Annotated in this window: 10 protein-coding genes and 1 tRNA gene; 2 read left to right on the top strand and 9 right to left on the bottom strand. The window is 38.8% G+C overall.

Translation table 11 applies throughout. The annotated features are described in order from the left end of the window. Positions 1-32 precede the first annotated feature (32 nt). Together bioB and OLM45_RS02025 are read right to left on the bottom strand one after the other, a co-directional pair. Positions 33-1,118 carry a biotin synthase BioB gene (gene bioB, locus OLM45_RS02030; RefSeq protein ID WP_264511526.1) on the bottom strand — a complete coding sequence of 362 codons (1,086 nt, stop codon included), beginning with the start codon at positions 1,116-1,118 and terminating at the stop codon, positions 33-35. Positions 1,119-1,172: 54 nt separating this feature from the next. Next, entirely contained in the window at positions 1,173-2,108 is a 936-nt protein-coding gene (locus OLM45_RS02025; protein ID WP_264511524.1) for a bifunctional riboflavin kinase/FAD synthetase, read from the bottom strand. A gap of 134 nt (positions 2,109-2,242) precedes the next feature. Between OLM45_RS02025 and OLM45_RS02020 the strand changes: the two genes are divergently transcribed. Continuing rightward, entirely contained in the window at positions 2,243-5,014 is a 2,772-nt protein-coding gene (locus OLM45_RS02020) for a reprolysin-like metallopeptidase (protein ID WP_264511522.1), read from the top strand. A 64-nt stretch (positions 5,015-5,078) separates the two neighbouring features. Here the strand turns inward: OLM45_RS02020 and pth are convergent, their stop codons facing one another. The 3 genes from pth to OLM45_RS02005 form a co-directional block, all read right to left on the bottom strand. Continuing rightward, the gene (gene pth / locus OLM45_RS02015) at positions 5,079-5,645 is read right to left on the bottom strand and encodes an aminoacyl-tRNA hydrolase (RefSeq protein WP_264511520.1); all 567 of its coding nucleotides are present in this window, start codon (positions 5,643-5,645) and stop codon (positions 5,079-5,081) included. A 143-nt stretch (positions 5,646-5,788) separates the two neighbouring features. Next, a complete protein-coding gene (locus tag OLM45_RS02010; protein WP_264511519.1) occupies positions 5,789-6,397 on the bottom strand; it encodes a 50S ribosomal protein L25/general stress protein Ctc in 609 nt (202 codons plus the stop codon). Between the two features lie 20 nt (positions 6,398-6,417). After that, the gene (locus tag OLM45_RS02005; protein WP_129460509.1) at positions 6,418-7,359 is read right to left on the bottom strand and encodes a ribose-phosphate pyrophosphokinase; all 942 of its coding nucleotides are present in this window, start codon (positions 7,357-7,359) and stop codon (positions 6,418-6,420) included. A gap of 161 nt (positions 7,360-7,520) precedes the next feature. On the opposite strand from OLM45_RS02005, the gene OLM45_RS02000 reads away from it, so the two are divergent. Further along, positions 7,521-7,600 (top strand) — tRNA-Leu (locus tag OLM45_RS02000). Between the two features lie 243 nt (positions 7,601-7,843). Here the strand turns inward: OLM45_RS02000 and OLM45_RS01995 are convergent. Genes OLM45_RS01995 through OLM45_RS01980 form a run of 4 tightly spaced genes read right to left on the bottom strand, consistent with a single transcriptional unit; the run spans position 7,844 to position 14,868 of the window. Further along, positions 7,844-10,069, bottom strand: coding sequence for a glycoside hydrolase family 3 N-terminal domain-containing protein (locus tag OLM45_RS01995; RefSeq protein ID WP_264511518.1), 2,226 nt, complete (start codon positions 10,067-10,069; stop codon positions 7,844-7,846). A 45-nt stretch (positions 10,070-10,114) separates the two neighbouring features. Next, positions 10,115-12,181 carry a T9SS type A sorting domain-containing protein gene (locus OLM45_RS01990; protein WP_264511517.1) on the bottom strand — a complete coding sequence of 689 codons (2,067 nt, stop codon included), beginning with the start codon at positions 12,179-12,181 and terminating at the stop codon, positions 10,115-10,117. Positions 12,182-12,195: 14 nt separating this feature from the next. Then, a complete protein-coding gene (locus OLM45_RS01985; RefSeq protein WP_264511516.1) occupies positions 12,196-13,014 on the bottom strand; it encodes a glycoside hydrolase family 16 protein in 819 nt (272 codons plus the stop codon). A 9-nt stretch (positions 13,015-13,023) separates the two neighbouring features. Continuing rightward, entirely contained in the window at positions 13,024-14,868 is a 1,845-nt protein-coding gene (locus tag OLM45_RS01980) for an Ig-like domain-containing protein (RefSeq protein ID WP_264511515.1), read from the bottom strand. Between the last annotated feature and the right edge of the window lie 5 nt (positions 14,869-14,873).

Below are 14,873 nucleotides of genomic sequence, written 5' to 3'. Positions count from 1 at the left end.
GTCGGGACTTTTTTTATGAAGTAAAATAGTTTTTATTTTCCTTTAATTGAAGCTTTCACATTACGTTCAATACTATGTCCTGGACGTGACCATTTTGGTTTTTCTCCTAAGGGTTGGAACTGTGAATCTTCTGCTTCAACCGTTTTGGGCTGCATCAATTTGATGAACGGTTTTTGGGGTTGCAATCCAAGTAGTTCAAACATTTTCATGTCTTCGTTTACATCTGGATTAGGTGTAGTCAATAACTTGTCACCCGCAAAGATTGAATTGGCTCCTGCAAAGAAACACATGGCTTGTCCTTCACGTGACATTTCTGTTCGACCCGCAGACAAACGGACTTGCGTTTCGGGCATCACAATACGGGTAGTGGCTACCATGCGGATCATTTCCCAAATTTCAACGGGTTTTTCGTTTTCCATTGGCGTACCTTCTACAGCTACTAGTGCGTTAATTGGCACCGATTCAGGTTGTGGATCTAGCGTAGCTAATGCCACTAACATTCCGGCACGGTCTTCAACACTTTCTCCCATTCCGATGATTCCTCCACTACATACGGTAACATTCGTTTTGCGAACATTCTCAATGGTTTGAATTCGGTCTTCAAATCCGCGGGTAGAAATTACTTCTTTATAATATTCTTCAGAAGTATCGAGATTATGGTTGTAGGCATATAATCCTGCTTCAGCCAAACGTTGTGCTTGGTTTTCAGTTAACATACCTAGCGTACAACACACTTCCATATCTAGTTTATTGATGGTGCGTACCATTTCTAACACTTGGTCAAATTCAGGTCCGTCTTTCACATTTCGCCAAGCGGCTCCCATACAAACACGAGAGGAACCTGAGGCTTTAGCTCGTAAAGCTTGTGCTTTCACTTGGTTTACCGACATTAAATCGTTTCCTTCAATATCGGTATGGTAGCGTGCCGCTTGTGGACAATAGCCACAGTCTTCTGGGCAGCCACCTGTTTTAATTGATAAAAGCGTTGACACCTGAACCACATTTGGGTCATGATGTAAACGGTGTATGGATGCTGCTTCAAATAACAAATCCATTAAAGGTTTGTTGTAAATAGCAATAATTTCTTCCTTGGTCCAATTATGTCTAATTTCACTCATATGTGAAGGGTTTTAAGAATTTCAAAGGTAACGAATTCCTTTGGTTTTGCAATATTATGACTGAGCGTCTAAAAAGTAGTCGGTGGCTATTTGTTTGTCTTTGGCTATCTGTAACTTAAGCGCGTTGAGGTCTTCAAATTTTTGTTCTGGGCGAATGTATTCAATCAATTCAAGCGTGATTTTTTCACCATAAATTGAAGTGTTAAAGTCAAATAAATGAATTTCGATACTTTGGGATTGACCGTTGACAGTAGGTCGATTACCGATATTCATTACACCTTCGTACTTCTTATTATCGATATGGGCAAAAGCAATATACACTCCGTTGCACGGAATTAATTTTTCAGTAGTCTCTATCGCTATATTCGCTGTTGGAAAACCAATTGTTCGTCCAATTTGTTGACCTTGAACAACTGTTCCACTCAAAGTGTAATTGTATCCCAAATAGTCATTGGCAACTTTGATGTTGCCTTGGTGAAGGGCTTCACGAATTTTAGTAGAACTAATGGTGATTTCATTTATTTCTTCTGCAGAAATCTGTTCAACTTCAAATCCGTGTACAGCTCCAAAATGAATTAAGTCTTCAATGGTTGCTGTGCGATTGCGGCCAAATCGATGATCATAACCAATAATGATTTTTTTTACATTAAATTTTTTTACCAAAACATCCACAACAAATTCTTCTGCAGTGAGTCGCGAAAATTCTTTATCAAAAGGATGAATGACCAAGATATCAATATTTTGATGGGCTAACAAAACTTTTTTTTCTTCAATAGTATTTAAAAGTTGTAGAGAAGAGGAGTCTTGTAATACGGTTCTTGGATGTGGGTGAAATGTAAGCACTAAACTTTTTAGCGCCATTTTTTGAGCAGATTCCGTAAGTTTTTTAATTATTTTTTGATGTCCTAAATGCACACCGTCAAATGTGCCTAAAGTCACGACAGTGCCTTTGGATGTTGGGAATTCTGCTATGTTAAAAAAGGTTTCCAAATCTTCAAAACGATGGCTCCAAAGGTAGGGTATTTTTAGAATTAAAAACTAATGTATTTACAAATGGGCTGAATTAACAAAATTTCAGCAAAAAACTTATATATTTGTTAGCTATTATAACCAATCTAATTAAAATGAAAAAAAGTTTACTACTTTCTGTAATTTTCTTGGGTTTGGCTACTGCCAATGCACAAACAGGTAGATATTGGTCTCCTGCTGAAAAGCGTGCAGATATTGAAAGAGCCAAAGGAACGTTCAGAAGTACATTTCCTACGCAGTATGATTTGTATACTTTGAACTTCAACCAAATTAAATCAAAATTGTTTACAGTTGTTGACCAACCTGGGGCAACCTGTGTAATTACTTTACCTAATTCTCAAGGTAAATTGGAAGATTTTATTGTGAATGAAGCTTCCAACTTTGACGCTGAATTACAAGCACAATTTCCTGAAATCCGTGCTTTTTCTGGAAAAAGTACAGTTGATCCATCGGCTTACTTAAAATTAAGTATTGCTCCACAAGGTATTAAAACTGTGGTTTTCAGAGCGGGTACAACAAGTGAATTTATGGAGCCTTTCTCAGCTGATGGAAGTACTTATGTTGTTTACAACAAGAGTAACAATGGTCAAGCTATCGCATGGAAGTGTGATGTAAATGATGAATTCGGTGGTATTGCTGCACCAAATAATCGCAATACAGGAAATGTTGCTTTAGCAAGCAATGGTGTTTTAAAAACGATGCGTTTGGCACAATCTTGTACAGCTGAATATTCCAACTATTTTGGTGCTACAAGTGCTGCACAAGTAAATTTAGTTTTAGCAGCTTTTAATGCTACTTTAACACGTGCCAACGGTTGTTACGAGAAAGATTTGGGAGTACATTTAAATATTGTAGCTCAGTCAACTAACGTAATTTATTACAATGCGGCAACCGATCCCTATTCAGCTGCTGCAACAGGAGCTGGTGGAGCATGGAATGCAGAATTACAAAATACGTTAAGTGGTAATTTAACTGGTACAGGTACTACATTGGCAGCAAATAATGCCGCTTATGATATTGGTCACTTGTTTGGTGCTTCTGGTGGTGGAGGTAATGCCGGTTGTATTGGATGTGTTTGTACAGATGATACAGCAAGTACTACGGATAAAAACAAAGGTAGTGGATATACTTCTCCTGGTGATGGTATTCCTGAGGGAGATACCTATGATATCGATTATGTTGTTCACGAAGTGGGTCACCAATTAGGCGCTAACCATACTTTTACCCATGCTAATGAAGGTTCGGGTTATAATGTTGAGGTTGGTTCTGGTATTACAATTATGGGGTATGCAGGTATTACTAATTATAATGCTGCAATGCACTCAATTGATACTTACCATGTTTTGTCAATTTCTCAAATTCAAAACAATTTAAATACAAAAACTTGTCCCGTTTCTTCTCCATTAGCAGGGGTAAATGCAACTCCAACAGCTAATGCAGGCGGAAATTTTACTATTCCAAAAAGTACTCCTTTTATGTTGATTGGTTCGGGCACAGATGCTGACGGAGACGCGTTAACCTACAGCTGGGAACAAGTAAATGTTGATTCAGCGGGGTCTTATACTGCAGCAAACAGTGTGGCTTCACCAACGAAAGCAGGAGGTCCAAACTGGATTTCTTATGCGCCTTCAACATCACCAGTTCGTTATTGTCCTGTTTTACCTACTGTGTTTAATGGTGGTCAAACTACTTCTGGAACTGGAAACATTGTGGTAGAAGCTTTAAGTTCTGTAGCTCGTACATTGAATTTCAGATTAACCGTTCGTGATAATGCAACGTATGTTGCAAATACAAAAGTAGCTCAAACAGGAACAGCTAATGCTGCTATTACTGTAGATGGAACAAAAGGCCCATTAACGGTAACTTCACAAAATACTAGTGGTATTTCGTATACTGTTGGTTCAACACAAACCGTAACTTGGGCTGTAAACAGTACAGATACGATTACTGGTGGTGCAAATGTTGACATCTTGATTACTACAGATAATGGAGCTACTTGGACAACTTTATTATCGGCTACGCCAAATGACGGTACTGCAGACGTAGTTATGCCAACCACTCCAGCGGTTTATTGTCGTTTAATGGTTAAAGCAAGTAATAATATTTTCTTTAACGTTAACAGTACAGATTTCTCTGTAGGTTATACCATTACTACAACTTGTGCAACGTATACCAATACTACTCCAGTAGCCATCCCTGATGGGTTAGGAGCGAATACGCAAGGCGCAGCAGTTAGCAGTGTGATTAATGTACCAGCAACTGGTAACATTTCTGATGTGAATGTAAGTTTGAATGTATCACATACCTATCCAAACGACTTAGTGTTGCAATTGGTTCACCCTAACACAACTACTTTTGTAAATGTTTGGAACAGAGCATGTGGTTCGAATGACAATTTCAACGTAACCTTAAGTGACGGATCGCCAGCATTTACTTGTGTGGCTAACATGACAGGTACCTATGCGCCTTCTAGTCCTTTGTCAGCTTTTAATAATTTAGCAGCAAATGGAAACTGGACGTTATATGCAGCTGACTTTTACAATACAGATACAGGAACTTTAAACAGCTGGGGAATTGAAGTGTGTACAGCCGTAGTTCAATTGAACAATGATACCTACAACCTAGACGGATTTGTAGTTTACCCGAATCCAAACAATGGTATTTTCAATGTTAAATTTAATCCTGCATCTAACGATATCAATGTTACGGTTCACGATATTCGTGGAAGAGAAGTATACAACAAAGCGTATACAAACAATGGTATTTTTGATGAGTCATTAAATTTAGGTACTGTTGAAGCTGGAGTTTATCTAGTTACAGTAAAAGATGGTTCTAAGAAAGAAGTTAGAAAGATTGTAATTAAGTAATTCTTCTCACTATAAAACAGAAAAGCTCCCAAATTGGGAGCTTTTTTTATTCTATAAGTAGATTTTATTTTCCGTTAAATTCATTCATAGTGTTAGCAAGTCCGGCAAGTACAAATGAATGAATTGCTGCAGCACTTGTCTCATATCTTTCGGGTAATTTGGCTTGTTCTTCTTCATTCCATTCGCCCAAAACATAATCCACTTGTTGCCCTTTTTTAAATTGATCACTGATGCCAAATCGAAAGCGCGGATATTCAGTAGTATTCAATAAAAGCTGAATGTTTTTGAGTCCGTTATGCCCGCCATCACTTCCTTTGGCTTTAATACGAAGGGTGCCAAAGGACAAGTTTAAATCGTCGGTAATCACCAAAATGTTCTCCTTGGCGATATTTTCCTTATCCATCCAATATTTAACCGCTTTGCCGCTTAAATTCATATAGGTGTTGGGTTTTAAAAGCAATACGGTGCGGCCTTTGATTTTGAATTCGGCTAAGTCGCCCAATTTGGCCGTTTGAAAACTCACCCCTTCTTTTTTTGCTAAGAAATCAACTATTTTGAAACCTATATTGTGGCGCGTATTCACATATTCGGCACCAATATTACCTAACCCTATAATGAGGTATTTTTTCATGGGATCTGTTTTTTCTTGAGTTGTAGTCGAGCGAAATAATTGATGAAACCAATTCATGGCCACAAAAGTACTTTAAAAAGTAATTTCTATTCAAAAAAAAAGCACCGGAAACTCCGATGCTTTCTCTGTATAAGTTGAAAAGATTATTTTTTCTTTCCTTTTGCAGCTGCCTTTTCTGCTTTTGCAGCCTCTTGAGCGGCTTTCATTGCAGCACGTGAAATCTTCACTTGACACACTACTGTATTGTCTGGGTGCATTAATTTGTAGTTTTCGTTACCTAATTTAGTAACGTACAATTTGTTCCCCATTTGTAATTCTGAAATATCAGCATATACATAATCAGGAAGGTTTTTCGGTAATGCTTTTACTTTTAAACGACGTAAGTTTAAGTTCAAAACACCTCCTAAAAGTACCCCTGGAGAAGTACCTGTAATTTTAACTGGAACTTCCATTACGATTTCTTTCTCCTCATTCAATTGGTAGAAATCGATGTGTAAAATCGCATCAGATACCGGGTGAAACTGGATATCTTGTAAGATTACGTTATACACTTTTCCTCCTAAATCAACCGCAACTGTGTGCGCATCTGGAGTGTAAACTAAACTTTTGAAAGCTTTGCTTTCTGCTTGAAAGTGTACTGGTTGTTCTCCTCCGTAGATTACGCAAGGAACCATTCCAGCATCACGTACGGCCTTCGTTGCCTTTTTGCCTACGCTTTCTCTTTCAGATCCTTTGATTGAAATTGACTTCATTATATAAATTAATTAATTATTTACATTAAAAATTTTCCGCTGATGGAATTGTTATGCTGTACCATATGCATTACTTCTGCAAATAACGGCGCACAACTCACCACTTTTATTTTCGCCGATTCCTTTTTAAGCGGAATAGAATCGGTAACTATTAATTCACTTAATTGCGAATTTTCAATTTTTTCATACGCCTCTCCCGAAAGAATGGCATGAGTACAAATTGCGCGAACACTCAAAGCACCACGTTCAATCATCAAATCAGCGGCTTTGGCCAATGTTCCTCCGGTATCGATCATGTCGTCTACCAAAATCACATTGCGACCTCTTACATCCCCAATCAACTCCATCGTTTCAATTACGTTAGCCGCTTTACGTTGCTTATAACATACCACAACATCCGAGGTCAAAAATTTCGAATAAGCATACGCTCTTTTCGAACCGCCCATGTCGGGTGATGCAATGGTGAGATTTTCTAGGTTCAAACTTTGTACATACGGCAAGAAAATCGTCGATGCAAATAAGTGATCTACTGGTTTTTCAAAGAAGCCTTGAATCTGATCCGCATGTAAATCCATGGTCATGATTCGCGTAGCTCCTGCCGTTTCCAATAGTTTGGCAATTAATTTTGCCCCTATAGGAACTCTCGGTTTGTCTTTACGGTCTTGTCTTGCGTAGCCAAAATAGGGTATTACCGGAGTAATGTGTCGGGCTGATGCACGCTTTGCCGCATCAATCATTAACAATAACTCCATTAAATTGTCTGCCGACGGGAAAGTCGAACAAACAATAAAAACGCGTAATCCACGAATGGACTCTTCGAAAGACGGTTGAAACTCGCCGTCGCTAAATTTTGAGAACGTAACTTTACCTAGCGGCACGCCATAATTTTTGGCGATTTGCTCCGCAAGGTGTACACTTTGGGAACAAGCAAATATCTTTGCTTCCGGTTCTTGATGTGACATTGCTTTTAATTTGTTGTTTAGTAGTCAGTTAGTGTGTGTTGTGCAATTCGAGGTGCAAATTTAGGAATTAAATTCGACTAGGGAAGGATATTTTTAAGTATTTTTTTATTGTTTATTTTAAATTTTGATTACATTTGCACCCACAAAACACTAAAATCCATGCCCGGATGGCGGAATTGGTAGACGCGCACGACTCAAACTCGTGTTCTTAGGAGTGTGGGTTCGATTCCCACTCCGGGTACAAAACCTCTCACAACGAGAGGTTTTTTTTATTTCTTTTTTTGGGCGCGTCCCGGTCTGGCCTAACGACTGCAACCGGGTCGGGTTATCCGTTACAAGCTGCCTCCTACTGCGTCGTCAGCAGGCTTTCCACTGCTACCCCTCGCGCGAAACTGCACAAATCATAACCTATTAAACAAAAAAAACCGCTTGTTTAAGGCGGTTTCTGTAATTAATAAATTTAGTAAAGCGTGTAAAATTAATTTTAGTTTGGCATGAGTTCAAAGCTACTCTGCAAACGAATGTCTTGCGAAGAACTTCCAATCATAATATCAAAAGTTCCCGGTTCAGAAATCCATTGCAATTGATCGTTGTAAAACGACAGCAGTTCGTTGTCAATAGTAAATGTTATCGTCTTTTGTTCTCCTGGATTTAGTTTTACTTTCTGAAATCCTTTTAACTCTTTTACTGGACGTACAACGGATCCAAATCGATCTTTTAAATACAATTGAACCACTTCTTCACCCATGTATTTTCCTGAATTAGTCAATGTAAAACTAATGCTTAATTGTTCATTGGATTTCATTTTATCCGATGATAATTTTAAATCAGTATAGGAAAATGTCGTATAGCTTAAACCATATCCAAAAGCAAACTTTGGAGAGCTGGGTAGGTCAATGTAGGTGGATTTATACACCACATCATTATCATCTTTAGATGGGCGACCCGTACTAAAATGGTTGTAATACAACGGAATCTGACCTTCGTCTCTCGGAAAGGTCATTGGTAATTTCCCTGAGGGATTATAATCCCCAAACAAGATATCGGCAATGGCATTTCCGGCCTCTGAACCCAACCACCACGTATACACAATAGTAGGCATATTGTCGGCAATCCAATTGAAAATCAAAGGACGACCGGCATTAATTAAAATAACAATGGGTTTACCTGTTTTTTGTAATTCTTGAATAAATTCTTCTTGAATCCCAGGTAAATGAATGTTGCTGCGACTCTTGGCTTCACCACTCATATCATGGCGTTCTCCAATACTAACAATCACTACATCCGATTGCTTAGCAACAGCAATGGCCTCCTCAAAACCAGAACGGTTGTTTCCTTCAATGTCGCATCCTTTGGCATATAATAATTTAGTGTTTTTACCAACTTTCCGCTCCAAACCTTCCCATTGTGAAACAATGTAACTGGAATCCACTTCTTTTAAATCTACAGCCCAAAAACCGTGATTGTTGCGTTTGGGTTTGACCATCGGACCGATGAAAGCAATGGTTTTGAGATCCTTGGAAAGGGGAAGAATGTTTTGTTCATTCTTCAACAAAACAATACTTTTTGCAGCCATTTCACGCGCAACTTTTGCGTGTTCTAGATTGTTAAGTGCTTTTTCTTGTCGTTTTAGATCACAGTATTTATATGGATTATCAAATAATCCCAATTCAAATTTCTTGCGCAGGATACGTCGAACAGCATCATCAACTACCGTTTCGGGTACTTTCCCTTCGCGAACCAATTCGACCAAATAATTGCGATAGGCACTACTTTCCATGTCCATATCATTACCTGCTAGTAGGGCTTTGGCGGCAGCATCTTTACTGTCTTTAGCATAACCATGAGCAATCATTTCGTTTATCGAACTCCAATCGGATACGATAAAACCATCAAATTTCCATTTTCCTTTTAAAATATCGCGCTGTAAGTAAGCATTTGCAGTGGCTGGAATTCCGTTCAAATCATTAAATGAATTCATGAATGTGGCCACACCTGCATCAACAGTTGCTTTAAATGGCGGTAAATAAGTTTCCCACAACATACGGTTGCTCATGTCAACCGAGTTATAATCACGACCACCTACGGCCGCACCATATCCTACAAAATGTTTCGCGCAGGCCATTACGGACGTCACATCACCAAGTTGGTTACCTTGAAATCCTTTCACACGAGCATAGGCTATTTTAGAACCTAAAAAAGTATCTTCTCCCGCACCTTCCATTACGCGTCCCCAACGTGGATCACGAGCAATATCTACCATAGGAGCAAAGGTCCAATGCACCCCACTTGCTGCCGCTTCTGTAGCGGCTATTCGAGCAGATTGCTCAATCAAAGGCAAATCCCAACTCGCCGCTTCTGCTAACGGTAGGGGAAATGTAATTTTATAACCATGAATCACATCTAAACCAAATAAAAGCGGAATTTTCATGCGCGATTGCATGGCTAATTCTTGGTATTTTCGCGTACGGTCGGCTCCCATAACATTGAGCATAGAGCCCAATTTCCCTTCTTTGATTTCTTTTTCTTTGTTGGGATTAATAACCAAAGGTCCGGTAGGATTGGCATCATTGGTGTATTGATTCAACTGACCCACTTTTTCTTCTAAGGTCATTTTTTGTAGCAATGCGTCAATCTTCTGCTCCGTATTTTTTTGAGCATAGGAAAGACTCGCTAGAAGTAATCCTAGGGTGATGAAACATTTTTTCATAAATAATTAAAAAAGAACCGGCTTTTACACCGGTTCTAATACGATTTATCGAACAATGAGTTTTTTAATTTGGGTAGTACCGTTCTCCATTTCAAACTGTAAGAAGTAAATTCCAGTTTGTAAATCAGCTGTGATTGCTGTTGACTCGGTTACTTTTTTGATTTTTTGTCCATTGATAGCATATACTGTTACTGCTTCAAAGTTTTCAGAAACCTGAAGGTTTTCTCCTTGTCCAATTGGATTGGGAGCAATAGCCAAAGTAGTGCTGGTTGTAAATTCGTTAGCACTCAAGGCATTGGTTGTAAAATATACATTGTCCACGAAAAGTGTACCTGAACCAAAAGGAGTACTTACTAAAATGTATTGGTTGATGTCGTTCAAACTTGTCATACCGGCAGCTGTAAAATCAGCCAAAGGGATATGTAATTGATTCCATGAACCTGAAGTTAGCGGCAAATTGATTTGTGCTTCGGTATCGCCATTGGCTCCTTGGAAACCATCACCTAAGAAACTCACCAATTTTACGCCTAATGTGGTAATGTTTGGTGTCCATACATCCAAGTGTAAGTAAGTCATGCCACTCGCATTCACAGGAGTTGTAGTTGTTTCAATACCATTAAAACCTAAATTGAAATAACGTTTGGTGTCATTTCCTTGAATGGTTGTTTGCTCATATCCAGACTGACTCCAACCGGTATTCCAAGTGTCCACATTAACGTTTGTATACGCATTACTAAATAATGAAATTACGTTGGTGTGCGTTGGAGTAGGAGCTGCTGTCAATGGTGTGTCGTTGGTTAATGGATTTGTAGTGAAGTAGAAATTATCTACAAATAAGATTCCTGAACCAAAAGGTGTACTTACCAAAATAAATTGGTTAATGTCATTTAAACTTGTCATACCCGCCGCAGTGAAATCTGCCAATGGAATATGCAATTGATTCCATCCACCAGAAGATAAAGGAATGTTCAATTGTGCTTCTGTATCTCCGTTTGCTCCTTGAAAACCGTCTCCTAAGAAACTTACTAATTTGATGCCTAAGGTTGTAATATTTGGCGTCCAAACATCAATGTGTAAATAAGTCATTGTCCCTGCATTTATTGGAGAAGAAGTAGCTTCAATACCATTAAATCCTAAGTTGAAATAACGTTTTGTATTGTTTCCTTGAATAGTCGTTTGTTCATATCCTGATTGACTCCAGCCCGTATTCCATGTATCTACATTTACATTCGTGTATACATCACTAAAAAGTGAAATTACATTGGTGCTGGTTGGGTCTGGTGCGGCAGTGCTCGGACTGTTATAAAAATAATTAATAGTATATGTTGCGGTTGTTGAACCATTAGCTGCTGTAACTAGTACTGTCGCAGTTCCTGGAACTGCAGTGGCTTGCACAATTGAGGTTACCGTTGCATTAGGGTCAGATTTGGTTGTACTCGTAATTTGAGGTACGGCACTTCCACCAGGGATTCCATAATTGTAAGTAAAGGCACTTGGATTAAAAGAAGGTAAAGTTGTCCCGTCTACTTTTAAATCACTTAAAGTTGCATCATTTCCAGCGGCTACGGCTGTTTTCCAAAAATAAATGTTATCCAAGTAAATGTTACTTGGAGAAACTCCAGCTTGGCCATCAAATTTTAATTGAAATACAGAATTCCAAGACATGCCTGTAAAAGCAGCTTTCGGTAAATCAACACTGCTCCAACCTCCACTAACAATAGGAATAGATACCAATGTCTCTGGGGCACCTGAGCCACTATTATCAATTGGAGAAACTTTAACGACAGTAGCATTACTTGTCCAAATGTCAATATGCAAGTACTCCATAGCAGAGGCGTTTTGCGGGTTTGATGCAAAGTCTGTTCCTTGGTAATTGAAATTGGTATAAGCCAAAACTAAATTACCAGTACCTGGGTCATACGAAGTATTTACACTTCCTGATTGGCCCCAAAAGGGATTGTAATTAATACCTGAAATATTGGTGTAAGCATCACCAAAAATTGAAATCACGTCTCCTGGATTTCTACTAGGAGGTGTAGGGGCGTTATTTGTAGGCTGGGCAAAAGCCACACTACAAATGAAACAAATCAATAGCGTAGTAATTTTTTTCATATCCTTAAATTAATTTATTGTTGTTTATAAACTCGTACGTAATCAATAGTCATTTTTTGTGGGAAAGGGGTTTGGTTGGTAGGGAATCCCACATAATTTCCACCAACGGCTATGTTGAATATCAAGAAAAATGATTGGTCAAAAACCCATTCTCCTGTCACTTTGCTTCGATCAATCCGTTGGTACATATAATCATCAACAAAAAAGTCAATGGATGATTCATTCCATTCCACGGCAAAAAGATGAAAGTCGTTATCAAATCTTCCATTTTGTAATCCATACGATTTTGTAATCGCGTTACCGGCAGAATATCCAGGTCCATGAAGTGTACCGCTGATGATTGAAGGTAACTGACCTTTAAGTTCCATGATGTCAATTTCACCACATTGCGGCCATGAAACAGTATTAATATTGGAACCCAACATCCAAAAGGCTGGCCAAATACCTGGTCCGTATGGCGTTTTTAATCGGGCTTCAACACGTCCATACTTGAATTCTTGTAACCCTTGTGATTTCAAACGTGCAGAAGTAAAAGGCGCACCATTGTAACTTTCTTTTCGGGCTGTAATTACCAAGTTCCCGTTTCCATCTTGTTGAATATTTTCAGGGCGACTGGTATAGTACTGCAGTTCTTGATTACCCCAGCCAGAAGCTCCAATATCATAGGTCCAGTTGGCAGCATTGGGTGCCTCACCAGAATTACCATTGAATTCATCACTCCACACCATTTGCCAATTTTTTTTCTCCAATTGTTGTGATTTGTCGGTTTCACAACTCCAAAGTACAACTGCTGTTAGGCTAAGCACCAAAAAGGATAAAATATTATTTTTCATAGATTTTTATTAATTGTGAAATAGAATATTGTCAAGGTAGATATCACCGTTTCCGTCAAACTTTAATTGAATTACATTCGAGAGATTGACAGGGCTGAATGCACTCAAAGGAATATCTACCGTATTCCATCCTGATGTTGGAACAGTTAAAGTGTAGGCGGTTTCCACAGGCCCAGGACTGATTAGGTACACTTTCAATGAAGTTGAATTTGCTGTCCAATAATTCAGTCGTAAGAAACCCATACTGCTTACGTTTTGATTACTGCCCAATTGAATGCCTTGGTAGTTCAATCCTGTATATTTAAGTGTATTATTCCCACTTATTTGTTGTTGGGAAACGATGGTGCTTTGACCCCAGTTCGGATTCAAATTAGTGCCAGCAATGTTAGTATAAGTATCACTAAATACCGAGATTACATTTCCTGCACTAAACGTTGGAACAGGCGCTGAAGTATTCGGCACTGTTGCATTTTGGAAGAAATAAACATTATCTACTAAGACGTTAGGTAAAGTTCCTGAGAAAATAAGTTGGGCTAAATGCGCACGACTCGTTAAACCAGTAAACGATGATAAAGGGATGTTTAAGCTGATCCAGTTTTGAGAACTCAATGAGCTTGCTGGTACAGTGATTTCATGTTCAGAGTCATCACCACCAGAATACACGCCATTCGCACCAAAATCAACCAATTTAATTTTAAATTGAGTTCCAGCATTCACCGCATCAGGTGTCCAAATATCCAAGTGGAACGTCGTCATCGCGGTGGCATTGATTACAGGAGAGGTAAATTCAACTCCTACAAAATTTAAACTTTTATAACGAATCGTATTGTTTCCTGCGATTTGGATAAAACTTTGTTGTGCTGTAGAGAATTGCCAACCTGTATTCCAAGTATTAATAGGTACATTGGTGTAGGCGTCGCTATACATGGATATTACGTTTGCACTGTTCACAGTTGGCGTAGGTGCAGGACTTGTTGGTAAAATAGCGGGTCCAGTAACCGTAATCTGTAAACTTCCATTGGTGTTTAAATTACCTAAAGATGCACTTACAGTAGCAGAACCAGTTCCTAAAGCGGTTACTTTTCCAAAAGCATCAACGCTGGCAATAGTTGAAGCTGAAGAAGAGAAGGTAAAATAGTTTGAAGTACATCCTACTGTGGTGTCCGTACCATTGGGTAAGTTAAAAGTTGCCGCCATATTTTGGATGGTATACACATCGTTGGTTTCTATGCTTAAGGTTTTGTTTTGACCGTTTTCGATAGAACCATAACCTTGACCCAGTGTTCCAAGATTTTCAAATTTTACTTCATCAATCCAAATGGTATAGCCAAACCCATTTTCAGGACCTTCTGAGTAATAAAACATCCCTCGTTCTGCTTTTAATTTAGCAGCATCCGGAATTGGAATGTATACTTTTCGCCAATTAGTATTCACAATAACATTGTTCAGACTTACCATGTATTTGTTTTCGCCCAAATCATTTCCAAAGCCCAAAACATCGATTGTGGCAGGCTGTGAAGCTTTTATCCAACAGGATAATACATTATATCCAGACAAATCCCGAGGTGTTGAGGTGAAATACGTTCCGCCTGCATAAGCGCCTTGTGGATCGTTTACGTTTGGAACTTCAATGCGCATGGAGGCTGCGCTATTATTATACGTTACATCGCTGTCTACCTGAAAAGCATCCAATTTAGATCCGCCAAATGCTGCATAATTTAGACCCGCACTGAACGTGTCTCGAAATACATCGGGGTTATTGGAATAGGTTGCTTCACTAAGTTCATTGATGTCTCTTTCACATGCAGTGAATAGCATCAATAATGCTCCGAGATAAATTGATTTCGTTCGCATACTAT

Origin of the sequence: Flavobacterium sp. N1719 (genome assembly GCF_025947045.1) — a bacterium.
Lineage (GTDB): Bacteria > Bacteroidota > Bacteroidia > Flavobacteriales > Flavobacteriaceae > Flavobacterium > Flavobacterium stagni.
This window is presented reverse-complemented; position numbering and strand designations above follow the sequence as displayed.

Bases quoted from the DNA above. Each gene is read 5' to 3' on its own strand.
- OLM45_RS01980 (WP_264511515.1), bottom strand. From the start codon at position 14,868: ATGCGAACGAAATCAATTTATCTCGGAGCATTATTGATGCTATTCACT.
- OLM45_RS01985 (WP_264511516.1), bottom strand. From the start codon at position 13,014: ATGAAAAATAATATTTTATCCTTTTTGGTGCTTAGCCTAACAGCAGTT.
- OLM45_RS02005 (WP_129460509.1), bottom strand. From the start codon at position 7,359: ATGTCACATCAAGAACCGGAAGCAAAGATATTTGCTTGTTCCCAAAGT.
- OLM45_RS02010 (WP_264511519.1), bottom strand. From the start codon at position 6,397: ATGAAGTCAATTTCAATCAAAGGATCTGAAAGAGAAAGCGTAGGCAAA.
- OLM45_RS01995 (WP_264511518.1), bottom strand. From the start codon at position 10,069: ATGAAAAAATGTTTCATCACCCTAGGATTACTTCTAGCGAGTCTTTCC.
- OLM45_RS02020 (WP_264511522.1), top strand. From the start codon at position 2,243: ATGAAAAAAAGTTTACTACTTTCTGTAATTTTCTTGGGTTTGGCTACT.
- OLM45_RS01990 (WP_264511517.1), bottom strand. From the start codon at position 12,181: ATGAAAAAAATTACTACGCTATTGATTTGTTTCATTTGTAGTGTGGCT.
- bioB (WP_264511526.1), bottom strand. From the start codon at position 1,118: ATGAGTGAAATTAGACATAATTGGACCAAGGAAGAAATTATTGCTATT.
- pth (WP_264511520.1), bottom strand. From the start codon at position 5,645: ATGAAAAAATACCTCATTATAGGGTTAGGTAATATTGGTGCCGAATAT.